Raw genomic sequence first — 22231 nt, forward strand, 5'->3', positions numbered from 1 at the left:
TTAAGGAATTTCAGCTTAAACTAAAAGCCGAGAAGACCCATTATAAAATGAAAAAAGCCTGCTTGATTCAAGCAGGCTTTCGATATAAATTAATGAAGATTATTTTACTTCAAATCTCTTGATATTAGAATCATTAAGATCAAGCGAAGTCTTTACCGACTGGTAATCACTTACGTCAAGATTATTGTCCTGAGCATAATCTACAGGTAATACTACGATCTTAAAGATCTGATCCTGAGTGTATCGCTCTCCTAAAGTTCCAAGGTCGATATTTCCCTGAAGGTATATATTCACGTCAAAATCTGTATGATTGTAGTTATACTGAAATTCTCCGTCTTCAAAATAAATTGTTTGTGGGATCAGGTTCCAAACATCGGTTCCATCGTCCACCAGTTCCAGCCAGTAAACCAATACAACATCAGATTCCAGTACTTCAATAGTAGAAGGAATATCAGCAAAAACTGAATAATCTGGATCATTGAAGTCTGCTTCGATCTCAAATGCCTGTCCAACGATATTGACACCATCCTGTCCCGGAGGTCCTGGAGGTCCAACTTCACCGTCTGAAGAACATGCGACAATAGTACTTGCTATTAAAATAAGTGATAGTAATTTTTTCATGATAAATTGGATTTAGTTATTGATTAAAGTTGATGCTTGCCGAATTAACGCAATAGCGCTGACCGGTTTCTGTAGGACCATCATCAAAAACGTGGCCAAGATGGCTTCCGCAGTTAGAACATAGGATTTCAGTACGTATCATTCCAAAAGTTCTATCCTGGATATACTCGACTTTTCCATCAATCGCATTGTCGAAACTTGGCCATCCACATCCACTTTCAAATTTTGCATCACTTTCAAATAATTGCTCTCCGCAAGCCGCACACTGGTATTCGCCATCTTCGAAATGAAGATTGTATTCACCCGTGTGAGGCGCTTCGGTCCCTTTTTGTCTTAAAACTCTATATTGTTCCGGAGAAAGTTTTTCTTTCCACTCTTCTTCGGTCTTCTCTATATTATATTTTTTCATCTTACTACTTTTTTGGTTCGAAATCCATTGCGACTCCGTTGATACAATGTCTTTTTCCCGTAGTTTCCCTTGGACCGTCATTAAAGACATGACCAAGATGTCCACCACACTTAGCACAATGAACTTCATCGCGTTGATATCCTAATTTTGAATCACTTCCATAGGCAACACCGCCTTCGATCGCACGATCAAAACTTGGCCATCCGGTACCGCTTTCAAATTTGTGCTCATTCTCGTATAATTCATTTCCACAAGCAGCGCACACAAAGGTCCCAGGTTCCTTAATATCCAGTAGATCACTACTATAAGGTCTTTCTGTTGCCGCCTCTCTCAAAACTGCATACTCCTGTGAAGTTAATTCTGCCTTCCATTCCTCTTTGGACTTGGTTACTTCGTAGGATTTGGAACTTTCCTTAGTAGAATCTTTTTGTGCATTTCCGTTACAACTAAACAGAAACGTGGCCATTAGGCTTAGTATTAAAAACTTTTTCATCTTTTAATTTTTTCTTTAAAATTACAATTATTGTGCCGCTATAAAACTTGTAATTTTGTTAATTACTTCAGGATTACCTAGTATCCTGCGGTGTCCAAGGTTTTCGGTGATCATCAATTCACTATTCTCCAGAACCTCATCAATCTCGTAAGCCGAATTCACTTCAACATCCACATCATGTTTGTCGTGAATAATAAGAGTAGGAGTAAACACTTCTTTGGCAGACTCTGCACCAGAAAGTGCGTCCATATCCTGTTTAAATTTATTGTCCAAATATGCTTTCATCTTCCTAGCAACCTTATCGTTCATTTTCATGTTAGCAGCAAAGTTTTTAGTGATCTCGGTAACGTTATTTGCCGTTCCAATCAATATTAGCTTGTTGGTTTTTAATCCATCCTTTATAGCTCTAAGAGATGACATACCTCCAAGAGAATGTCCGATTACAGCTTCAAATGGACCATACTTATTATCCAGAAATTTTACAGCTTCAATAAAGAAAGGCATCATGCTCATTTTCCCGTCGGCTTTTCCGTGTCCTGGAGCATCAAAACTTATTGTTTGATAGCCCATTACTTTTAATGCTGAAGCAATTTTAGCCAGCTGAGTTCCCCGGCCGCTCCAGCCATGAACAAGCAGAACTTTCTTACTTGACTTTCCATATTTGTAGGTCACGATTTCTCGGTTCATTGAAGGAACTATTACCTTTTCCTGTTCTGTGTTTTCATCCATTTCCTTTTCTCTCTCCGGAAGTTTATAACGGAAAGGAGTAAGAAATAGCTTCGCCGCAAATCTGCTGGCCAGAAACGGACTTACTTTTGTTAGAATTTGGGATGTAGTTAGAATATACTGCGGAACCAATAGTCTTTGAACCGGTATGCTGTCTTTAGTATTTTGAGTCATTTTGGGTGCGTTCTGGTCGTGAGTCGGCTTTCATACGATGTTTGTAATATGCTTTGAAAGCCTTGTGAATACTGCAAATATCAACAATGGTATTGTTTTTGAAACTGCTTTTATTGTTAAATCATACTTAATTCAACTCGAGCAGGTTTGCTGCTTTTGTACTTTTAGGTATCAAAAACCAACGATATGAAATTTAAGAATGCCTTATTAGGTTTAAGTGTACTGCTTATAGTGGTGTCATGTAAGACCAATCCATTTACAGGAGAGAAAAATTTGAACTTTGTCTCCAATGATCAATTGTTCCCAACTTCTTTTGAACAATACAATCAATTTCTGAACGAAGCCGAAGTCGTGAATAATACGGAAGAATCCAGAAAGGTTAAAAGACTTGGAGAAGATATTGTAACTGCTGCTGAAAGATATTTGAACGCCAACGGTTACCAGGGTTTTATGAATGACTTTAAATGGGAGTTCAATCTTGTAAAAGATGATCAGGCCAATGCTTTTGCTATGCCTGGTGGAAAAGTTGTCGTTTATACAGGTATTTTGGACGAAGCTCAGAATACAAATGGTCTCGCTACAATCATGGCTCATGAGATCGCCCATGCACTTGCAGATCACGGTGCTCAAAGAATGAGTGCAGCACAATTACAACAATTAGGAGCAGTAGCTGGAACGGTAGCTGTGAGTGGTCGTAGTGAAAGTACGCAACAAATCTTTGCCCAGGCTTATGGTCTAGGTACGACAGTAGGAGTAATGCTCCCTTTTAGCAGAAGTCATGAGTCTGAAGCTGATAGAATTGGGTTAACACTTATGGCAATTGCTGGTTACGATCCTAGGGAAGCTCCGGAATTATGGAAAAGAATGCAGGCTAATAGTGACGGACAGGCTCCACCAGAATTTTTGAGTACTCACCCTTCAAATGCTACAAGGATTAACAATTTAACTCAGTGGGCTCCTGAAGCTATTGCTGAAGCGAAAAAATACGGTTCCACTACTTTTAAATAAGATATCTTAAAATTAAAATTGAAAAGCCACCGGTCTCGGTGGCTTTTTCTATTTTTAGTGCATGAAGCAATTACCTAAAGGCAGCAGAAAGCTAATTCACGCTTGGGCTTTTTATGATTGGGCCAATTCAGTTTATAGCCTGGTTATCTCCTCGGCAATATTTCCAATATTTTATGGTGCCCTAACGATCGTAAAAGATTCCGAAGGGAACATGATAAGCGATACGGTTAACTTTTTAGGTTTCGAATGGAATAACGATACCCTCATTAGTTACGTTACAGCCGCTGCATTTCTTGTAGTTAGTTTTCTTAGTCCATTTCTGTCTGGTATTGCCGATTATGTTGGAAACAAAAAGAATTTCCTGAAATTCTTCTGTTACCTGGGGGCTGTATCCTGTATAGGTTTATTCTGGTTTAATCTTGAGGATTTGTGGTTCGGTTTACTTTGCTACTTTCTCGCGCTAATTGGTTTTTGGTCGAGTCTGGTGTTCTATAACTCATATTTGCCAGATATCGCCTTTAACGATCAACAGGATAAAGCAAGTGCGAAGGGATTTTCCCTTGGCTATTTAGGTAGTGTGATACTACTTGTGCTTTGCCTTATTATGATCCTGAAATACGAATGGTTTGGTTTTGAAGATGAAGGTTTGCCTACACGACTTTCCTTCGTGCTTACGGGAATCTGGTGGATCGCTTTTAGTCAATATACCTATTACTATCTTCCAAAGGGGAATAAGAAAGCCCGACTTACAAAGAATGTACTATTTAACGGGTTCAAGGAATTGAAAGGTATCTGGTTTAAGATCAATCAGAATAAACAATTGAAGCGCTATTTAGTGGCATTCTTTGTTTACAGTATGGCTGTTCAAACCATTATGTTGATCGCGACTTATTTTGGGATCGAAGAACTGGAATGGGGAGAACAGGATGCAACTACAGGTTTGATCATAAGTATTTTGCTAATTCAGCTTGTAGCGGTACTTGGAGCTTTTTTAACCTCTCGACTGGCCATTAAGTATGGAGATGTTAAGATCCTGATTTTCATCAACCTGATATGGATAGCAATTTGTGGGTATGCTTATTTCATCACAACTCCGCAACAATTTTATGTAGCAGCAGCTTCCGTAGGTTTGGTTATGGGCGGGATCCAATCACTATCAAGATCTACTTATTCCAAAATGTTACCAGAGAATGCTGTAGACACTGCCAGTTATTTTAGTTTTTACGATGTAGCAGAAAAGATCGGGATCGTGATAGGGATGTTCATGTATGGTTTGGTAGCTCAAATTACTGGTAGTATTAGAAGTTCAATTCTATTCCTGGTCGTTTTCTTTATCGCCGGAGTATTTTTATTAATGCGTGTACCTAAAAAGCATCCAAAAATAAAAAACCTGCCAGAAGACAGGTTTTAATATTACAGCAATTTTAATACTTTTTAGTAGCTGGAAACACTTCCGGAACCATTCGTTTTAAAACTTTGTTTTTCCGGATAACCTTTATAAACGATATCTCCTGAGCCACTCACGTTTGCTTTCAAACTTGAAGAAGCGTAAACCATAACATCTCCGGAACCGGAAACTCTTGCTTCCACATTTTTTGCTCTTAGATCGAATGCGTCAAAATCACCGCTTCCCGTTACGTTACATTCAAAATTGTCACTACTACCTTTGATCTTTATGTCACCCGACCCGGTTACATGACCTTTTAAAAAATTTGTCTGTATATCCAGAACCATATCTCCAGAACCTGTAACACTCACGCTCAATCTTTCTTCTGAAAGTTGATCCTGTGTCCAGATATCCCCGCTTCCAGTAAGCGAAATGTCATTCACACTCTTTACGGGAACAGTAATGAGCAGATCTTTTCTAGTCTGAAGGTTAACGCCTTTTTCCGTAGAAATTTTAAGCGTTCCATTTTTTACTTCCGTAAGTATATATTCCTGAAGATTACTTTCTGCAGCAACTTTGATATTTCCTTCAGTTCCCGAAACTAATTTTACGTTCATGGATCCAACCACATGAATTTTTTCATAATCTGAAGTATTCCTGCTTTCCGTCACCATATCTCCGTTTCCACGAATTTTTTTACTGCCCCATTGTGCGTGGGCAGAGGTGAAGGCAAGAAGGAAGAAGGCCGATAGTAATAGTGCTTTTTTCATAATAGTTATTTTAATTGATGATTAATTATTCTTTGCTAAATTTTACACTTCCATAACTGGTGGAGATATCGATCCATGCTCCAGAACCAGAACCATAGTTTCCAGAGATGGATTTACTAGTGTTTTTTTCATTGGTACGGTGAACATCCAGACCATCTGTTCCATTAATGCCGCCATAACTGGTCTTTACGTCAAAACTGAATGCCATTTCACGATCGTATCCCAGATGCACACCAGCATAATCGGTGTCAATATTTACAGATTTGGTACCGTTTACTATTTTTTCGATATGCAAAGATCCATAATCAAGATTGATGTCTGCAGAAGTGAATATCCTGTCTACTTTGGTTGTTAAGTAATCCCCATTCCCAATGAGTACCTTTACTTTGTTGATCTCAATACTTCCATAATCACAGTTGAAATCAAGTTTGGTTACTTTGCGAATTCGGGATTTGGTATAATCTGCATTTACCAGTAATTCTTCGGCTTCTCCAATTTCATAGTCTGAATAGTCAGCATCAATTTCAGCATTGGTGACAAAACCTATTCGGCTACTTCTGCTATAATCAAAATTCAGAATATTAGAGCGACCATTTAACTCGCCTACATCTATCTTTCCGTAGTCACAATTGATATCAGTATTCCCAAAAGTTTTGTCAATGTAGATTCCGCCGTAATTATTATCGAGAGTAAGATTGTTGTTCTCTGGGGCGCGAATTACGTAATCCACTTCCATGTTCACATTGTCGAATCCATCAAAGATATTCTTCCACCAGGACCTGTTTTCCTTAGAGAATTTGGTAGTTGCCGTCACTCCTGAAGAATTCTGTTCAAATTCCACTCGTATATCATCTAGCTTGTCTTCCACATCATCCTCATCGTTCCCATTGGTTTTGATGGTAACCTCAATAAGAACCCGATCTTCTTTCCAGGTCACAATATCGATGTTCCCATAACTATTGTTAATATTGAGATCACCATTCGTCTTTACGTCAAATTCCTTCCTTATTGTCTTTTTTCTGGTGTGTTTGGCTTCTTCATTTACAGTAGCTTCAGTCGTAACTTCGGGCTCTGTACATTTGCTTTCAGGGTACATGTTGGTAACAAGCACCATGAGGAATAGGATGCTAGATAGTATTGCTTTCATAATTTTGATTGTTTAATGATTTGATGTTTTCAACTTGTTCTAAAACTTGGCTAAGTAGATCTATACGCTGCTGGAAATTTTGAATCATAGCGTGTATAACTCTCTTATCATTTCCACTTTCTAGAAGGTCATTCTCCATTCTTTTATATCGATTTTCCAGTTTTTTTAATTGCTGAAGGGCATCCTTGATGATCGCCTGAGTTTCAGGAGTGGCTTCAGCATTTAGAGCGATGAGTTCTTTTTCAATTAATCCTGAATAAAATTGCTGAGTCTGCTTCATTTCAGGAGAAATACTTGCCAGATCTGATTGGTTTTCCTGGTTAAAATTATTGGATAATAACAGCACTAACGCCAACACGGCAGCGATACTTAATAATCCAGTCCAGATATTTCCTGAGTTGCTTCCAGCTTTTTCTGACTTTTTAGTTTTTTCCAACTTACGGGCAAACTTTTCGCGATGATCTGTTTGCGGTTCTTCGATGTCAAAATTTGCAGACTCGAAGAATTCTTCAAATTCATTATCTTTCATATTGCTGCAATTTTTTTCTTAAACTTTCTTTAGCTCTGGAAATCATCGTTCTACAATTTCCGTAGGAGATTTTCATAATCCCACCAATTTCTTCATGATCATAACCTTCAATAAGATGTAGCGTTAGACAAACTCTGTAGTTCTCCTTCAAATTCTTTAATGCGTTAAGCACTAATTTCACTTTATCATTGGTATAATCATCGATTACCAAACCACAAGAGTCCTCTTCATTTCTCAGCTCATCATTATAAGAAACCTCCGCCAGCTTTTTGGATCTGTTTAAAGCAGTGATACTTTGATTAATTACGATACGTTTCAGCCATGCTCCAAAGGTGGCATCCTCGTTAAAACTATCTATTCTCGTAAAGGCCTTTAAAAATGATTCCTGCATAATATCTTCAGCTTCAGCAGAACGTCCTGTAATCCTATACGCGGTGTTGTACATTGCTTTGTAATACCGGTCATAGATTTCCATCTGCGCACGTTGTTCTCCTTTACGGCAACGGGCAACAAGATCATTAATATGTGTGATGGTTGGTGTCAATTAATGTCTGGTTTCTATACTAAAGATGGAACTATTTGAAGATTGTTACACTTTCTGAAAATAAATTTATAAATAAGGCGTGGCATAGGAATTGAATATTTGATATTGCAAAACTATAGAAAGCCCCAATGCGTTGCATTTCAAGGCTTTTAACGAACGTTACCAAATTACTGAAATTTAATCTGGTGACAGTTTGACTTAAATACAATTATGGCTAAAACAAAGTTTACGAATATTGACAGTTTGTCATTTCAGGGAATAGATGAAGATGCAGAATTGATTCCTTTAATGACACCTGAAGATGAAGAAGAAATCAATAAAGAAAATCTTCCGGAAACCTTACCAATTCTACCTCTTAGAAATACGGTTCTATTTCCAGGAGTTGTAATTCCTATTACGGCGGGTAGAGATGCTTCTATTAAGCTTATTAATGAAGCGAATAATGGAAGTAAGATCATTGGCGTTGTTTCTCAGAAGGACGAGGAAGTAGAGAATCCAACCTCAAAGGATATTAATAAGGTTGGAGTAGTTGCCCGTATTCTTCGAGTGTTGAAAATGCCTGATGGTAATACAACAGTAATTATCCAGGGTAAAAAGCGCTTCCAGATCACCCAGGTCGTGACCGAAGAACCTTATATGAATGCTACCGTCGCTGAGGTTCCTGATAATCGTCCTGAGCAGGATAATGCTGAATTTGGAGCAATCATAGAATCTATCAAGGATCTTGCGCTTCAAATTATCAAAGGGAGTCCTAATATTCCTTCGGAAGCTTCCTTTGCGATCAAGAACATAGAAAGTAATTCTTTCCTCATCAACTTTGTTTCTTCTAATATGTCTCTATCTGTTTCTGAAAAGCAGAAGTTACTGGAGATGAACGATCTTAAAGAAAGAGCACTTTCCACGCTGAAGCATATGAATACTGAGAACCAGAAACTGGAACTTAAAAATGATATTCAGAGCAAGGTTCAAAGTGATATGAGCCAGCAGCAAAGAGAATATTTCCTACACCAGCAAATGAAGACCATTCAGGAAGAACTTGGTGGTGTTTCTCATGAAGGTGAAATTGTGGAAATGCGTGATCGCGCAAAAGACAAGCAATGGGACGAGGATGTTCAGAATCATTTTGAGAAAGAACTTTCCAAGATGCAACGTATGAATCCGCAGGTTGCAGAATATTCCATACAACGAAATTACCTGGACCTGTTCCTGGATCTTCCATGGAACGAGTTCAGTAAAGATAAATTTGATCTGAAAAGAGCTAAGAAAATTCTTGATCGTGATCATTATGGTCTTGATGATGTGAAAAGAAGGATCATAGAATATCTTGCAGTTTTAAAGCTGCGAAACGATATGAAGTCTCCAATTCTTTGTCTATATGGGCCTCCCGGAGTTGGTAAAACTTCTCTTGGAAAGTCGGTAGCAGAAGCACTTGGTAGAGAATATGTGAGGATTTCCCTGGGTGGATTGAGAGATGAAGCAGAGATACGCGGACATAGAAAAACATACATTGGTGCCATGCCAGGTCGAATTATTCAGAGTTTAAAAAAGGCCGGAACCAGCAATCCTGTTTTTGTTCTGGATGAGATCGACAAATTAAGTATGGGAAATGCTGGAGACCCTTCTTCAGCATTACTCGAAGTACTGGATCCTGAGCAGAATTCAGAATTTCATGACAACTTTCTCGAGATGGGATTTGATCTATCCAAGGTGATGTTCATAGCTACCTGTAATTCATTGAATACTATTCAGCCAGCACTAAGAGACCGAATGGAGATTATCAATGTGACAGGTTATACGATTGAGGAGAAAGTAGAGATCGCAAAAAGACATTTACTTCCGAAGCAATTAGAAGAACACGGTCTGACTGCAGAACATCTTAAAGTAGGTAAAAAGCAACTTGAGAAAATTGTTGAAGGTTATACCCGGGAATCTGGAGTGAGATCTCTGGAGAAGCAAATAGCCAAAGTGGTTAGATATGCAGCCAAGAATATTGCAATGGAAGATGAATATAATATCAAATTAAACGAAGAAGATATTATTGAAATTCTTGGAAGTCCTAAAATGGAGCGTGATAAATACGAGAACAATGATGTTGCTGGTGTAGTTACCGGACTTGCCTGGACTCAGGTGGGTGGTGATATTTTGTTTATCGAATCTATTCTTTCTAAAGGTAAGGGGAATCTTAGTATTACCGGAAATCTCGGGAAAGTAATGAAGGAGTCGGCCACTATCGCTATGGAATATATCAAAGCGAATGCAGATGATCTCGGAATCGATGCCTCAATTTTTGAGAAGTATAATGTACACATACACGTCCCAGAAGGGGCAACCCCTAAGGATGGTCCTAGTGCAGGTATCACCATGCTTACCTCTCTTGTATCCCTATTTACTCAGAAGAAAGTTAAAAAGAGTATTGCCATGACCGGCGAGATCACTTTACGAGGAAAGGTTCTACCTGTTGGCGGAATTAAGGAAAAGATTTTGGCGGCCAAAAGAGCCCGTATTAAGGAATTGATCCTTTGCGAAGAAAATAAGCGAGATATCGAGGAGATTAAGGACGAATATTTAAAGGGTCTAACCTTTCATTATGTAAGGGATATGAGCGATGTCATAGATATTGCCATTACCAAGCAGGCGGTAAGGAACGCTAAGAAATTATAAACTAAGAAGCCCCGAAAGGGGCTTTTCTTTTGGATATATACCTAGTAAAAAGTTTAAAAATTTACCTTTGTAATTAGAAGTTTAGAGAATATGAGTAAGAAAATAACGATCGCCATCGACGGCTTTTCTTCAACGGGCAAAAGCACTGTTGCAAAAGGACTGGCTAAAAAATTGAATTATGTATACGTCGATACCGGCGCCATGTATCGCGCGGTGACTTTGTATATGATGCGAAAGCTATTTGTTTCAGATACTAACTTCGATGAAGAAGCGATCATCAGGCATTTGCCTTTTGTTAGTTTAAAATTCATTTTCAATGAAGAAAAAGGCTTTGGTGAAATGTATCTGAATGGTGAAAATGTTGAGAAAGAAATTCGATACATGGAAGTTTCGGAACAGGTGAGTAAGGTTGCAGCTGTTACAGATGTTCGAAAAATGCTTGTAGACCAGCAGCAGGAGATGGGAAAAGAGAAAGGTGTTGTCATGGATGGGCGCGACATAGGGACCGTAGTTTTTCCAGATGCTGAGCTAAAGATCTTTATGACAGCTTCTACTGAAAAAAGAGCCCAACGAAGATACGATGAGCTTATTGAAAGAGGTGATGAGGTGGAATTTGACGCGGTTTTGAAAAATGTGAAGGATCGTGATTTTATGGATTCAACGCGGGAAGATTCGCCGCTAATCCAGGCTGAAGACGCCGTGGAATTTGATAATTCTGAAATGGACCTGGAAGAGCAATTTGATAAGATCTTAGAGATCGCTAATAAACGAATTGATGAGGTGAGCTAGTCACTTGATTTATAAAGAATAAAACCTCCGCAATTAATCTAAGTATTAGTTGCGGATTTTTATTTAGTTATGTATTTTTGCACTCCTTTTTTGGCAGAATACCGGGAATCCAAAAAGGGTTGAAAATCAAAACTATAAACAACTTCTGTAGTTTCTGTTTTGCTGAAAGATTTCCGAAGAAACACAGAATACAAATTTAGGAGTCAGTAATGGCTGAAGAAAACACAAACAAAGAATCTCAGGAAATCGAAGTACAAGATGTTGCCGGAATGGCAAATGAGTCTCAACCTGACGCAGAAACGCAACAGGCAAACCCTGAGAAATTTCTAGAAGAATTTAACTGGCACAATTACGAAGAAGGAATTGATCCTATCGACGATAAGAAGCTGGAAGAATTCGAAAAACTAGTAGCTGAAAATTTCGTTGACACTTTAGATGACGAGGTTGTAACAGGAAAAGTAATTAATATTACAGATCGTGATGCAATCATTGATATCAATGCAAAGAGTGAAGGTGTTATTTCTCTAAACGAATTTCGTTACAACCCAGACCTTAAAGAAGGTGATGAAGTTGAAGTACTTATTGACGTTCGTGAAGATTCTACAGGTCAGTTGATCCTTTCTCACCGTAAGGCGAGAGTGATCAAGGCATGGGAAAGAGTAAATACAGCACATGATGAAAGTCTTGTTGTAAATGGATTCATTAAGTGTCGTACCAAAGGTGGTATGATCGTAGACGTATTTGGTATCGAAGCCTTCCTTCCAGGATCGCAAATCGATGTGAAGCCAATTCGTGATTACGATGCTTACGTTGGTAAGAACATGGAATTCAAAGTTGTAAAGATCAACCACGAATTTAAAAACGTTGTTGTTTCTCACAAAGCGCTTATCGAAGCAGATATCGAAGAGCAGAAGAAAGAGATCATTGGACAGCTTGAAAAAGGTCAGGTACTTGAAGGTACTGTTAAGAATATTACTTCTTACGGTGTATTCGTTGACCTTGGAGGTGTTGATGGACTTGTTCACATTACAGACCTTAGCTGGTCTAGAATCAACCATCCAAATGAGATCGTTGAACTAGATCAAAAACTTAACGTTGTAATTCTTGATTTTGATGAGTCTAAGTCTAGAATTCAGTTAGGTCTTAAACAACTTAGCCAGCACCCATGGGATGCGCTTAGCGAAGATCTTAAGGTTGGTGACAATGTAAAAGGTAAAGTAGTTGTAATCGCAGATTACGGTGCATTTATCGAAGTTGCTGAAGGTGTTGAAGGTCTTATCCACGTTTCTGAAATGTCTTGGAGCACGCACTTGCGATCAGCTCAGGATTTCGTAAATGTTGGTGATGAGGTTGATGCTCAAATCCTTACTTTAGATAGAGAAGACAGAAAAATGTCTCTTGGTATCAAGCAATTGAGCCAGGATCCATGGACTGATATCACTACTAAATATCCGGTTGGGTCAAGACATGAAGGTATCGTTCGTAACTTCACTAACTTCGGAGTATTCGTTGAGTTAGAAGAAGGAATCGATGGTCTTATTTATATCTCTGACCTTTCATGGACTAAGAAGATCAAGCACCCATCTGAGTTTACAAACGTAGGTGATAAGCTTGAAGTTGTAGTTCTTGAACTGGATGTTGATGGTAGAAAACTTAGTCTTGGTCACAAGCAGATCGAAGATAACCCTTGGGATAAGTATGAAGCCGACTTTGGAGTTGGAACAAAACATACTGCTGAGATCACTGAGATCGTAGACAAAGGTGCAACTATCGACTTCAATGAGGATATCACTGCATTCGTTCCACAGAGACATCTGGAGAAAGAAGATGGTTCTAAACTTAAGAAAGGTGAAGAAGCAGAATTCCAGATCATTGAATTCAATAAAGAATTCAAAAGAGTAGTAGCTTCTCATATGGTAATTCACAAAGAAGAAGAGCAAAAAATCGTTAAGCAGGCTGCTAAGAAATCAGCTTCGCAAAACAAGGACAACGCCACTACAATTGGTGATGTTAATGCTGATCTTCAAGCGTTGAAAGACAAGATGGAAGGGAAGAGCTAATTAACTCTCTCAGACATTAAATATAAAAACCTCCTTAGTTCGCTAAGGAGGTTTTTTTTATTCATATTATCCGTTCTTAATTGGATATTATTTCCGCTTCATTTCCGGTTAATAGAAAAGATGAACTGCCTTTATCTTCCTGAGCTAAAATTTCTCCACTCACTTGATAATTGCCTTCAGGTAAGATGATTCTAACCTTCCATTCTGGCTGAAGCTGACTAATTTTAAAAGAAACTTTATCATTCAATTTCGAGTAATGGATCGAAAGTGAGTTTTGCGCTATTTTTACATTTTCCAGAGAAGCATTTTCCCACTCTCCTGGCATTTGTGGTTTGATCGTTACAAGTTTTTCGGAAGCCATTGGATCAATCCCAAAGAATTGCTGAATAATTGGAATTGCATAGCTGTAAATGGTCCATGCCTGAGTGATCATCCCATAATCCGGACTTACTTCGTACATACTTCCAGGGAAGGCATGGCTGAACGAACGGGTCATTTTCTTAAGATAATTCAATGCTTCATCAGGCCGGCCATAATTGTTTTCAGCAATTGCCTGAACTCCGGTTGGAAGTGTCATTACAGCCCCTGTATAGGAAAAACTTTTACTTCCTTTGAAACTTTCATTTCCTGTATCTGATGATTTATCGCGGTCTATCCCTGTAACAAATACCCCAAATGGATTCGTGTAAATTTCAGCTGTCTTTAGGGCTTTAATAGCTTTGGAAGAATCTGCTATCTTCATTTCCATTGGAGCATTTACCACCCAATTATGGTGTAGAACGAAAGGGCGCGACTCGGCAGAGGGATTATTCTGGATATAAGCCTTTGTTTTCTTCAATTCTGATACAGACCAGGGTTTATTTAAGGTATCGGCTCTTACGATCGCATCATCAATTAAGCTCAAAGCCTGGGAGTCAGTACCAATGAAATCTGCGAAAGATTGAAATTCTTCAGACCAGAAATCGGAATTGATCTTGCGTTTTAAACTTTCGGAAATACGTTTGTAATCTTCAGTTAAAGCATCCTGATTCAATACTTTAGCGATTAGAGAAGCATCCTCGAATCCTTTCTGGGTATAAGAAGCAACATCGATCATTTCACTATCCAGTCCATGAATTTCCATCATTCCAAAGCCATCCGGAAAAAGATTCTTATTGACATCGTTTTCGTTCATCAACCAGTTCAGACCTTTCTTAATGGTGGGAAAATATTTATTGATGAAGCTATGGTTACCGTTCCATTTATAGATCTCCCAGATCAACGAAGCGAACTGTGGGGTTTCATTAATATTTCCATTATTAAAAACAGCCCCATTTGTGGACATTTCGTGGATAATACGGCCGTTTGAATTAATCGCCATAGATACGCTATCTAGTAATTTGATGGTTTTATCGACCGCTTCGGTCTGGCCAACCGCCATATATCCTCTCAATGCGTATTCACTATCTACTCCAAACCACCAGGGGTAGTCTGGTATACCAGCGGTTATACCAGTTCCAATTTCAGGAACAGTCTGTACAAGCCATTCACAGTTGTACTTCAACCATTCAAATGTTTGCTGTATATTTTTATCTGGAATAGTTAACTTTGAATTTTGTGCAATCTGCTTGTATTTCTCCTTTTTATAGGTGATCTCACTCTTCAGATTATCTTTTATATGGTTAAGATCCTTGAGAGAGTTTGAAACGGAAGTATATGATCCGGCAAGAAAAAAAGTGATCATTTCAGTCTCCCCAGGCTCTATAGACAGATCATAGCCAAGAAGTGTTCCTGTCCCCATGCCACGATACTTCTTAGGGACATTTTGGTGATAGTCTGATTTTCTATCAGCTTTAAAGACCGCACTCCACGGGTTTATACTATCATTAATAATCCAGTAGTCATGATCACCGTGGTATACAGCATGATCTGGTGAATCCACCATATTAGTTCTTTCTCCCAGCCAGGTTGGTCTGAGATCTGAATATGCACTGAAATTAAATTTTAAGTTTCTCGATTCAGATCCTGTATTTTTAAGAATGAACTGAATGGCCAGACTTTGTGTTGTGTCAGATACAAATTGCCATCGTTCTATTTCAATTTGTTTTTGCGCAAAATTGAAAGAATGCAGGCTGGCATATGGATAGTTAGTAAATAGTGCTGCATTATTTAATTCCAGGCTGTCCTGTTCTATTATAATCTCTGCTGAGACACCGTCAAAAAGTTTGATAGGATGATTCCAGATTCCACCCATCTCTCCGTTAATATGCCATCCTATTTCAGGAAATGAGCCATCTTGATAGCCAACCATATATGTTCTTCTTCCTGAGGTAACAAACGGTGAATTTAGATAGGATTCTTTACCATTTATATGAGTTGATTCTTTTAAATGATCTTTTATCCTTACTTCATTCTGAGATATCACAAAATTGGAGAGAAAGATTATAGTTAGAAATGAAATTTTGTCAATCATATTGGACATAACAATATTATTTATCATCTTAATTTAAGGACAAATTCGCAAGTGAGTCATCTTATGACCTAATCTGAATATAAAAATTGCGAGTTACCGGACGAAATTTCTGATCGAATGTTCAGGAAGCTGTTAGTTCTTCTGTAAAATTACTTTTCTGAACTATTTTCTGTTGAGAATATATTCTTCTGAAAGTTATTCATTAAATCCATAAGTTGATCTGCTTTGATAGGTTTAATAAGATAATTATCTACTTCACCATAACTCTTTGCCCTTTCTACATCATCTGGATCTACTGAAGAAGTTACTATATATATAATGACCTTTTTTGAACTTGGTATTGTTATGAACTCATCCAGGAATTGCCATCCATCCATAATTGGCATATTCAGGTCCAGTAATATAACATCCGGAACTGATTTATTAGATATCATGATAGGCCGTAATTTGGTAATTGCTTCTTCACCATTTTTAAATACCATAATACTCTCGGCAAAATTTGCCATTTCCATGATCCTTTTTGTGCCATAGATAAAAATTGGATCGTCATCTATAATACAGGCTATATCAACTTTTTTCATAATTCTTTAAATAAATTGAGAAGGTCGTTCCATGTCCAGGTGCACTATCAACCTGAACTTTACCTTGAAGGGCTTCAATTTGATTTTTGGTAATGAATAAACCAATTCCTCTGGAATCTTTGTGATCGTGGAATGTTTTGTACATTCCAAAAAGTTTTCTTCCGTGTTTTTTAAGGTCTATACCAAGGCCATTATCTTCAATTTCAATTCGAACATATCCATCGTCTAATCTTTTCGCGCTTAATTTTACAAAAGAATCTTTTTCTAAAGAGCTGTATTTTAAAGCATTGGTCATAAAGTTTAGAAGTATGCTATCTATATATGCCGGAACTCCTAATACATAAATATCATCTGGAATGATGTTTTGAATATCAACCATTTCTCTCAGTGCAATGGCTGAAATTGAATGTTTGATATTTTCTGCACTTTTGTAAAGATTTACAGCATCTAAATTCTCTTCAACTGCGGTATTGATAAGGGTAACTTCGTTAAGATGTTCAATAGTTTCTGTAAGATTTGCAGATGCGTTATTGAGATGAGTGCATATCTCATTCTCTGTCAATTCTGGATAATCACGCATCGCAAGATCCAGGAGCATCCCGATGTTACTGGAATGAGATCTTAGATTATGAGAAACTATATGCGCGAAGTTTTTGAGTCTTGCATTCTGCTCCTGGGTGATGTTCATCACGCTGGAAAGTTCTTCTTCTACCATCTTCAAGTTCGTAATGTCGATAGCCATAAAAAGGTATCCTGTATTCTCACCGTTTTCTAAAATTGAAGTAATTGCCAGTTGCACAGGAAATTCTGTACCATCTTTTCGAACATAGGTCCAGTCCTTATTTTTGAGCTTTTTACTATTTGAAATCTTTTTCAAAAACTCAGGGAGATCATAGTTCTCATGATCATTGAATAGATTATTGGAGAAAGATTCAAGTTCGTTAGAAACATGAATTGAAGTAATATTCAATTGCTGGGAAACTTCAGTCTGGGTGTATCCAAGCATTCTCTCAGCTCCTTTGTTGAAAGATTCTATGCGCCCTTCAGAATCTGTTGAAATGATACTAACGTGGGTGCTCGCATTAAAAATACCTTCCAGTTTGTTTAATGTTTGTCTCAGCTTTTCTGAAGCGATCTTTTCTTTAGTTATATCTGTAATTTGAGAAACAAAATGTAGTGGTCTGCCTTTATTATCCCGAACCAGTGATACGGCAAGTTTGATGAATACGATCGATCCGTTCTTATGGAAATATCTTTTTTCCATGTGATAAAATTCTCGTTCCCCGGCAACCAGCTCATTAAGTAAACTTAAATCGGTATTCAAATCATCCGGATGGGTAATATCCTGAAATGTTAGTTTTCTGAGCTCTTCTTCAGTATAACCTATAATATCGCAAAGACTCTTATTTACACTAAGCCATTTCCCACTAATATTCAGAATTGCCATTCCAATGGCGGCATGCTCAAAACTGCCCCGAAATGTCTGCTCACTAATACGCAATTTCTTTTCTGCAGTTAGCCTGTGATTAATATTGTGCATAGCTACTACCGCTCCGTCAAGTTTACCATCCTGATCGAAAAGCTGAACACCGTTTACAGATACTGTAACCTCTTCCCCAGAAACTGGCCGGATCTTCATGATTTCATTATTGATAGGACCTTTACTGAGAGTTTTGATCAATGGAATCTCGTGCTCTTCCAGTGCTTTGCTGCCATCTGCGTTGTATAAACCATAGTGTTTGGAAAGCTCTTCGACGGGAACCGGCTTAGCAGGTAAACCATGCCAGTTTTTCGTAGCTTGATTAAATAACGTGAGTTTGCCTTTAGCATCACAAGCTACGATACCTACATCAACACTTTCCAGAACCTTCTCCATTAGTTCTTGCTTGCGGTGGTTTTCAGCCTGGCTATTTTTAATTTCAGTAATATCTGCAGTATGCATAATAATACCTCCAATTTCGTTTTCAGAATTGTACCATGGCCGTACTTCCCACGTAATCCAGTTCTTCGAACCATCGGCACGTACAAAACATTCTTCATCTTTACTATGTATAGCCCCGCTAAGGCATTCCTTATGGATTTGTTTCCAGTCTTCCCCAATTTCAGGAAAGATCTCATAATGTGATTTTCCCACCACATCGATATGTTCAATATTATAATCTTTTAGCCATCTTTTTGAAACTGCTATATATTTCAGATTGTTGTCAAACATTGCAATTGCAGAGGGAGCCTGTTCTATAAATAACCTTTTGAGTTCAAACCTTTTTTTCATCTGGCTAATTTCCTCACTGCTAATTCCTCCAACGATACTGCTGGATAATTGCTGAATAACATTCTGCTTCTGTTCTTCCAGAGCGAATATTAATGAATGGTCTGGAGACTGAATTACCTTATAAATAAACTTACAGAAGTGTCCCTTGGAAGTTTTAAGCTTAATATGGCCAGACTTATCATCACTCTTCGGAATATTAAAAAGTAGTTTGTTCCAGCTGGACAATTCGAGAAGATCTTCAATATTTTTCTTTTCAAGGATATGTATAGGGGCGGCAAATCCAAGGTTGCGCAGAATCTGAGTATTAAACCAGATAGTTTTCGGTTGCTCCGGCTTGTATATCAAAAATCCATGCAAGCCAAATTTTTGAATAAATTCAAAAAATTGGGGATCTCTCATAATTAATGAGATTTCACTGTTTCTCACTTTCTGCATAGGAGATTAGTTAAAATAGATTGGGGTATCTTTTACTGCAATTAAGATATTTTCTTCGATTTAAACAATAAGTATATCTGTAAAATACACATATTTATGTTTTTATACATTTTGAAGCATGTTATTTGAGGGTAAATCTTACAGAATTATAAAAGTATATCATAGTGCTGTGAGGTATCAATTAATATATAATTTGAGTAGATTTAGATTCGGTAGGAGCAGTCAGGTTATTCAAATTTCAGTATTATTGAAGCATGAAAAAAAGATACTGGATTGTGCTTATTCTCGTGGTGGTTCTCGCGGTCACTTACTTTACCGGACCAGTTCCCGAAGAACCAGAATATGATCTAAAGCTTCCGAAGATAGCTTCCGGTCTTAAAAATCTGGACGCTTATATTAACGATAGAGAATCGAAAAAACCTACCCGTAAGGATAACCAGGCTCGTATTGAATGGTTTGGAAAATCACCTGTTAAAACTGAATATAGCATCATTTATCTTCATGGTTTTGCAGGTAGTTATAGAGATGGTTATCCGGTTAATAAAAACATTGCCAAGAAATTAAATGCAAATATTTACTATGCTCGCTGGGCAGGTCACGGACTGGAGCCTCAGGCAAGTCTGGATGATTTTAATGGAGAGAATGCCTGGCAGTCTGCAAAGGAAGCTTTAGCCATTGGAAAGCAGATTGGGGAAAAGGTGATTATAATGAGTACCTCTACGGGTGGGACCTTGGCGTTTAAGCTTGCTGCTGAATTTCCTGAAGATGTTCATGCTCTCATAAATATGGGGCCAAACCTTGAGGATGATCAACCCGGTACTTTTGTGTTGAATACTCCTTGGGGCTATGAGATTGCGAGCTTGATAAGCTTTGGGGATAACAGGAAAATTGAGCATGAGCAAAAAGTCGCTACTCAATACTGGGATACCATATATCCATCTCGGGCTCTGGTAGATCTTCAGGTTCTCGTCGAAACCACAATGATACCGGAGACATTTAAGAAAGTGAAATGTCCAGTACTAACTTTATACTATTATAAAAACTTTATACAGGAAGATGAACATGTAGAGGTGGATATCTATGAAAACATTCATAAATTACTGAGCACTCGAGATTCAATGGTAGTTTTAAAGCCGCTAGCTACTCCAGAAACCCATTTTGTAGGGAGTGATATAAAATCAAAGGATACAGAGATCGTTGAAAAAGCTATTGAAGAATTTCTGAGAAATAAACTAGATATAAATATATATGAATAGTTTTCAGCAGTGAAATGATAATACGATCAGACTATAGTTTAGTAAAAGATCAATCCAAAAAAAGCCTTACTTTTGTTTCAATCTACAACCAGTTTTATGAGCCGCAAAGTTCTTTTAGACTCAAATCAACTTGATATCATTCTTCACAGGTTGGCCTGTCAATTAGTAGAAAAGCATACAAATTTTGAAAATACCGTACTTATAGGGATTCAACCGCGTGGAATATACGTTGCTGAAAGGATAATCAATATCCTGAAAAGTGAGTATGGATTGGATCACTTGAAAACTGGTCAGCTTGATATTACCTTTTACCGCGATGACTTCAGAAGAGGTGAAAAACATTTGGAAGCGAACAAGACCAGAATAGATTTCGTAGTGGAGGATAAGAATGTAATTTTTATTGATGATGTCCTGTACACCGGCCGAAGCATTAGAGCGGCACTAACTGCTATTCAATCCTTCGGAAGACCACTCGAAATTGAATTGTTAAGCTTGATAGACAGGCGCTTCAGCAGGCATTTGCCAATACAACCAGATTACACAGGAAGACAGGTAGATGCGATCAATGACGAGAAAGTAAAAGTAAGCTGGAAAGAACAGGATGGAGAAGATGCGGTTTATTTAATTGCAAAAGACTTGGATCATGAGTAGTGAATTAAGTGTAGATCACTTACTGGGAATCAAATATCTTCAGCAGGAAGATATAGAATTAATATTTAAGACTGCAGATCATTTTAAGGAAGTGATCAACAGACCTATCAAAAAAGTACCATCGCTTAGAGACATTACCATTGCAAATCTCTTTTTTGAAAATAGTACAAGAACCAGACTTTCTTTTGAACTGGCAGAAAAAAGGCTAAGCGCAGATGTGATAAATTTTTCTGCAGCGTCCTCTTCAGTAAAAAAAGGTGAAACCCTAATCGATACTGTGAATAATATCCTTTCGATGAAGGTCGATATGGTCGTGATGAGACATCCAAATCCTGGAGCTGGAATATTTCTATCACGACATGTAAACGCCAGCATAATTAATGCTGGAGACGGGGCACATGAACATCCTACCCAGGCTTTGTTAGATTCCTATTCTATTCGTGAAAAGCTTGGGGATGTATGCGGGAAGAAGGTCGTTATCGTGGGAGATATTCTTCACAGCCGGGTAGCCCTTTCCAATATTTATGCACTAAAGCTTCAAGGTGCCGAAGTCAAAGTGTGTGGACCCAAAACCTTGCTGCCAAAACATATTGAATCTCTGGGGGTAAAGGTTGAAACTAATCTCAAAAAAGCTCTGGATTGGTGTGATGTAGCAAACATGCTGCGCGTTCAGAATGAGCGTATGGATATCAGTTATTTCCCTAGTACAAGAGAATATGTAAAGCAATTCGGACTTAATAAAAAGATGCTGGATAGTCTCAATAAGGAAATTGTGATCATGCATCCCGGACCAATCAATAGGGGAGTGGAGATCACTAGCGACGTGGCAGATTCTGAACATGCGATCATACTTGATCAGGTACAAAATGGGGTTGCGGTGAGAATGGCAGTAATTTATTTGCTCGCATCCAAGATTAAACAATAAAAGAAATTATGAAAAGAACCGAGAAAGATAATTACATACTTATCGCTGCTGAAGATGCAGAGCTTAAAGACTTTACGAGTGAGTTAACCAAACACCATCACGATTTTGAATCTTCTAATATTGTTGTGGATTTAAGTAACTATAAGAATTTAGAGAATCAACAGCTGCTGGCTTTTCTGGAAGTCTCCAATTTGCATAGAGAAGCGAACAAAAGTTTTGTGATTGTTAATGATGCATTGGGAATTGATGAATTACCAGAAGAATTAGTCGTAGTTCCCACATTGCAGGAAGCAGAGGACATGATACAGATGGACGAGATCCAGCGTGATCTTGGATTTTAA

The 22231-nt window shown here is 38.0% G+C and carries 20 protein-coding genes; 9 read left to right on the forward strand and 11 right to left on the reverse strand.

All coding sequences use genetic code 11. The features are described 5' to 3' along the window. Nucleotides 1-99 precede the first annotated feature (99 nt). From ACNI3T_RS00210 to ACNI3T_RS00225, 4 genes are read right to left on the reverse strand one after another with little or no spacing between them, the layout of a single operon-like run. Nucleotides 100-621, reverse strand: coding sequence for a collagen-like protein (locus ACNI3T_RS00210; RefSeq protein ID WP_418226087.1), 522 nt, complete (start codon nt 619-621; stop codon nt 100-102). A gap of 16 nt (nt 622-637) precedes the next feature. Continuing rightward, entirely contained in the window at nt 638-1030 is a 393-nt protein-coding gene (msrB, locus tag ACNI3T_RS00215; protein WP_418226088.1) for a peptide-methionine (R)-S-oxide reductase MsrB, read from the reverse strand. 4 nt (nt 1031-1034) lie between these two features. Next, entirely contained in the window at nt 1035-1523 is a 489-nt protein-coding gene (gene msrB / locus ACNI3T_RS00220) for a peptide-methionine (R)-S-oxide reductase MsrB (RefSeq protein ID WP_418226089.1), read from the reverse strand. A gap of 27 nt (nt 1524-1550) precedes the next feature. Next, nucleotides 1551-2423 carry an alpha/beta fold hydrolase gene (locus ACNI3T_RS00225; RefSeq protein WP_418226090.1) on the reverse strand — a complete coding sequence of 291 codons (873 nt, stop codon included), beginning with the start codon at nt 2421-2423 and terminating at the stop codon, nt 1551-1553. A 186-nt stretch (nt 2424-2609) separates the two neighbouring features. Between ACNI3T_RS00225 and ACNI3T_RS00230 the strand changes: the two genes are divergently transcribed. Together ACNI3T_RS00230 and ACNI3T_RS00235 are read left to right on the forward strand one after the other, a co-directional pair. Further along, the gene (locus ACNI3T_RS00230; RefSeq protein ID WP_418226091.1) at nt 2610-3431 is read left to right on the forward strand and encodes a M48 family metallopeptidase; all 822 of its coding nucleotides are present in this window, start codon (nt 2610-2612) and stop codon (nt 3429-3431) included. Between the two features lie 61 nt (nt 3432-3492). Then, complete coding sequence (locus ACNI3T_RS00235; RefSeq protein ID WP_418226092.1) at nt 3493-4842, forward strand: MFS transporter; 1350 nt, start codon at nt 3493-3495, stop codon at nt 4840-4842. A gap of 23 nt (nt 4843-4865) precedes the next feature. Here ACNI3T_RS00235 and ACNI3T_RS00240 read toward each other — a convergent pair whose 3' ends face one another. Genes ACNI3T_RS00240 through ACNI3T_RS00255 form a run of 4 tightly spaced genes read right to left on the reverse strand, consistent with a single transcriptional unit; the run spans nt 4866 to nt 7808 of the window. Next, nucleotides 4866-5588, reverse strand: a complete 723-nt coding sequence (locus ACNI3T_RS00240; RefSeq protein ID WP_418226093.1) for a head GIN domain-containing protein — start codon at nt 5586-5588, stop codon at nt 4866-4868. A 25-nt stretch (nt 5589-5613) separates the two neighbouring features. Continuing rightward, complete coding sequence (locus tag ACNI3T_RS00245; protein ID WP_418226094.1) at nt 5614-6735, reverse strand: DUF4097 family beta strand repeat-containing protein; 1122 nt, start codon at nt 6733-6735, stop codon at nt 5614-5616. Further along, on the reverse strand, nt 6716-7264 hold the full coding sequence (locus ACNI3T_RS00250; RefSeq protein ID WP_418226095.1) for a DUF4179 domain-containing protein: 549 nt from the start codon (nt 7262-7264) through the stop codon (nt 6716-6718). The genes ACNI3T_RS00245 and ACNI3T_RS00250 overlap by 20 nt, the downstream gene beginning before the upstream one ends. After that, nucleotides 7254-7808 carry an RNA polymerase sigma factor gene (locus ACNI3T_RS00255; protein WP_418226096.1) on the reverse strand — a complete coding sequence of 185 codons (555 nt, stop codon included), beginning with the start codon at nt 7806-7808 and terminating at the stop codon, nt 7254-7256. Before ACNI3T_RS00255 ends, ACNI3T_RS00250 begins: the two co-directional genes overlap by 11 nt. A 210-nt stretch (nt 7809-8018) precedes the next feature. Between ACNI3T_RS00255 and lon the strand changes: the two genes are divergently transcribed. The 3 genes from lon to rpsA all read left to right on the forward strand — a co-directional run bounded on the left by lon (nt 8019) and on the right by rpsA (nt 13318). Next, nucleotides 8019-10469 (forward strand): endopeptidase La, encoded by a 2451-nt coding sequence (lon, locus tag ACNI3T_RS00260; protein ID WP_418226097.1) that lies wholly within the window; start codon nt 8019-8021, stop codon nt 10467-10469. Between the two features lie 90 nt (nt 10470-10559). Continuing rightward, nucleotides 10560-11258: a (d)CMP kinase gene (cmk, locus tag ACNI3T_RS00265; RefSeq protein ID WP_322302659.1), complete on the forward strand. Its 699-nt coding sequence runs from the start codon at nt 10560-10562 to the stop codon at nt 11256-11258. Between the two features lie 209 nt (nt 11259-11467). Next, on the forward strand, nt 11468-13318 hold the full coding sequence (gene rpsA, locus ACNI3T_RS00270) for a 30S ribosomal protein S1 (RefSeq protein WP_322302660.1): 1851 nt from the start codon (nt 11468-11470) through the stop codon (nt 13316-13318). Between the two features lie 76 nt (nt 13319-13394). Here the strand turns inward: rpsA and ACNI3T_RS00275 are convergent, their stop codons facing one another. The 3 genes from ACNI3T_RS00275 to ACNI3T_RS00285 all read right to left on the reverse strand — a co-directional run bounded on the left by ACNI3T_RS00275 (nt 13395) and on the right by ACNI3T_RS00285 (nt 19022). Next, nucleotides 13395-15779: a glucosidase family protein gene (locus tag ACNI3T_RS00275; RefSeq protein WP_418226098.1), complete on the reverse strand. Its 2385-nt coding sequence runs from the start codon at nt 15777-15779 to the stop codon at nt 13395-13397. 140 nt (nt 15780-15919) lie between these two features. Beyond that, on the reverse strand, nt 15920-16351 hold the full coding sequence (locus tag ACNI3T_RS00280; RefSeq protein ID WP_418226099.1) for a response regulator: 432 nt from the start codon (nt 16349-16351) through the stop codon (nt 15920-15922). Next, nucleotides 16338-19022 carry a PAS domain S-box protein gene (locus ACNI3T_RS00285; protein ID WP_418226100.1) on the reverse strand — a complete coding sequence of 895 codons (2685 nt, stop codon included), beginning with the start codon at nt 19020-19022 and terminating at the stop codon, nt 16338-16340. The genes ACNI3T_RS00280 and ACNI3T_RS00285 overlap by 14 nt, the downstream gene beginning before the upstream one ends. A gap of 290 nt (nt 19023-19312) precedes the next feature. Between ACNI3T_RS00285 and ACNI3T_RS00290 the strand changes: the two genes are divergently transcribed. The 4 genes from ACNI3T_RS00290 (at nt 19313) to ACNI3T_RS00305 (ending at nt 22231) form a co-directional block, all read left to right on the forward strand. Further along, nucleotides 19313-20314 (forward strand): alpha/beta hydrolase, encoded by a 1002-nt coding sequence (locus ACNI3T_RS00290; RefSeq protein ID WP_418226101.1) that lies wholly within the window; start codon nt 19313-19315, stop codon nt 20312-20314. A gap of 96 nt (nt 20315-20410) precedes the next feature. After that, nucleotides 20411-20965, forward strand: coding sequence for a bifunctional pyr operon transcriptional regulator/uracil phosphoribosyltransferase PyrR (gene pyrR, locus ACNI3T_RS00295; RefSeq protein ID WP_418226102.1), 555 nt, complete (start codon nt 20411-20413; stop codon nt 20963-20965). Further along, nucleotides 20958-21890, forward strand: coding sequence for an aspartate carbamoyltransferase catalytic subunit (locus ACNI3T_RS00300; protein WP_418226103.1), 933 nt, complete (start codon nt 20958-20960; stop codon nt 21888-21890). Before pyrR ends, ACNI3T_RS00300 begins: the two co-directional genes overlap by 8 nt. An 8-nt stretch (nt 21891-21898) precedes the next feature. Next, nucleotides 21899-22231, forward strand: coding sequence for a ribonuclease Z (locus ACNI3T_RS00305; RefSeq protein ID WP_418226104.1), 333 nt, complete (start codon nt 21899-21901; stop codon nt 22229-22231).

It is taken from the genome of Christiangramia qingdaonensis (assembly GCF_048381525.1).
In the GTDB taxonomy this organism is placed as follows: Bacteria; Bacteroidota; Bacteroidia; order Flavobacteriales; family Flavobacteriaceae; genus Christiangramia.

Coding starts and splice junctions, on each gene's coding strand:
- ACNI3T_RS00280 (WP_418226099.1), bottom strand. CDS start 16,351: ATGAAAAAAGTTGATATAGCCTGTATTATAGATGACGATCCAATTTTT.
- ACNI3T_RS00240 (WP_418226093.1), bottom strand. CDS start 5,588: ATGAAAAAAGCACTATTACTATCGGCCTTCTTCCTTCTTGCCTTCACC.
- ACNI3T_RS00275 (WP_418226098.1), bottom strand. CDS start 15,779: ATGTCCAATATGATTGACAAAATTTCATTTCTAACTATAATCTTTCTC.
- msrB (WP_418226088.1), bottom strand. CDS start 1,030: ATGAAAAAATATAATATAGAGAAGACCGAAGAAGAGTGGAAAGAAAAA.
- ACNI3T_RS00210 (WP_418226087.1), bottom strand. CDS start 621: ATGAAAAAATTACTATCACTTATTTTAATAGCAAGTACTATTGTCGCA.
- ACNI3T_RS00245 (WP_418226094.1), bottom strand. CDS start 6,735: ATGAAAGCAATACTATCTAGCATCCTATTCCTCATGGTGCTTGTTACC.
- pyrR (WP_418226102.1), top strand. CDS start 20,411: ATGAGCCGCAAAGTTCTTTTAGACTCAAATCAACTTGATATCATTCTT.
- ACNI3T_RS00290 (WP_418226101.1), top strand. CDS start 19,313: ATGAAAAAAAGATACTGGATTGTGCTTATTCTCGTGGTGGTTCTCGCG.
- ACNI3T_RS00250 (WP_418226095.1), bottom strand. CDS start 7,264: ATGAAAGATAATGAATTTGAAGAATTCTTCGAGTCTGCAAATTTTGAC.
- ACNI3T_RS00235 (WP_418226092.1), top strand. CDS start 3,493: ATGAAGCAATTACCTAAAGGCAGCAGAAAGCTAATTCACGCTTGGGCT.
- ACNI3T_RS00230 (WP_418226091.1), top strand. CDS start 2,610: ATGAAATTTAAGAATGCCTTATTAGGTTTAAGTGTACTGCTTATAGTG.
- cmk (WP_322302659.1), top strand. CDS start 10,560: ATGAGTAAGAAAATAACGATCGCCATCGACGGCTTTTCTTCAACGGGC.
- lon (WP_418226097.1), top strand. CDS start 8,019: ATGGCTAAAACAAAGTTTACGAATATTGACAGTTTGTCATTTCAGGGA.
- ACNI3T_RS00225 (WP_418226090.1), bottom strand. CDS start 2,423: ATGACTCAAAATACTAAAGACAGCATACCGGTTCAAAGACTATTGGTT.
- ACNI3T_RS00285 (WP_418226100.1), bottom strand. CDS start 19,022: ATGAGAGATCCCCAATTTTTTGAATTTATTCAAAAATTTGGCTTGCAT.
- ACNI3T_RS00305 (WP_418226104.1), top strand. CDS start 21,899: ATGAAAAGAACCGAGAAAGATAATTACATACTTATCGCTGCTGAAGAT.
- ACNI3T_RS00300 (WP_418226103.1), top strand. CDS start 20,958: ATGAGTAGTGAATTAAGTGTAGATCACTTACTGGGAATCAAATATCTT.
- msrB (WP_418226089.1), bottom strand. CDS start 1,523: ATGAAAAAGTTTTTAATACTAAGCCTAATGGCCACGTTTCTGTTTAGT.
- rpsA (WP_322302660.1), top strand. CDS start 11,468: ATGGCTGAAGAAAACACAAACAAAGAATCTCAGGAAATCGAAGTACAA.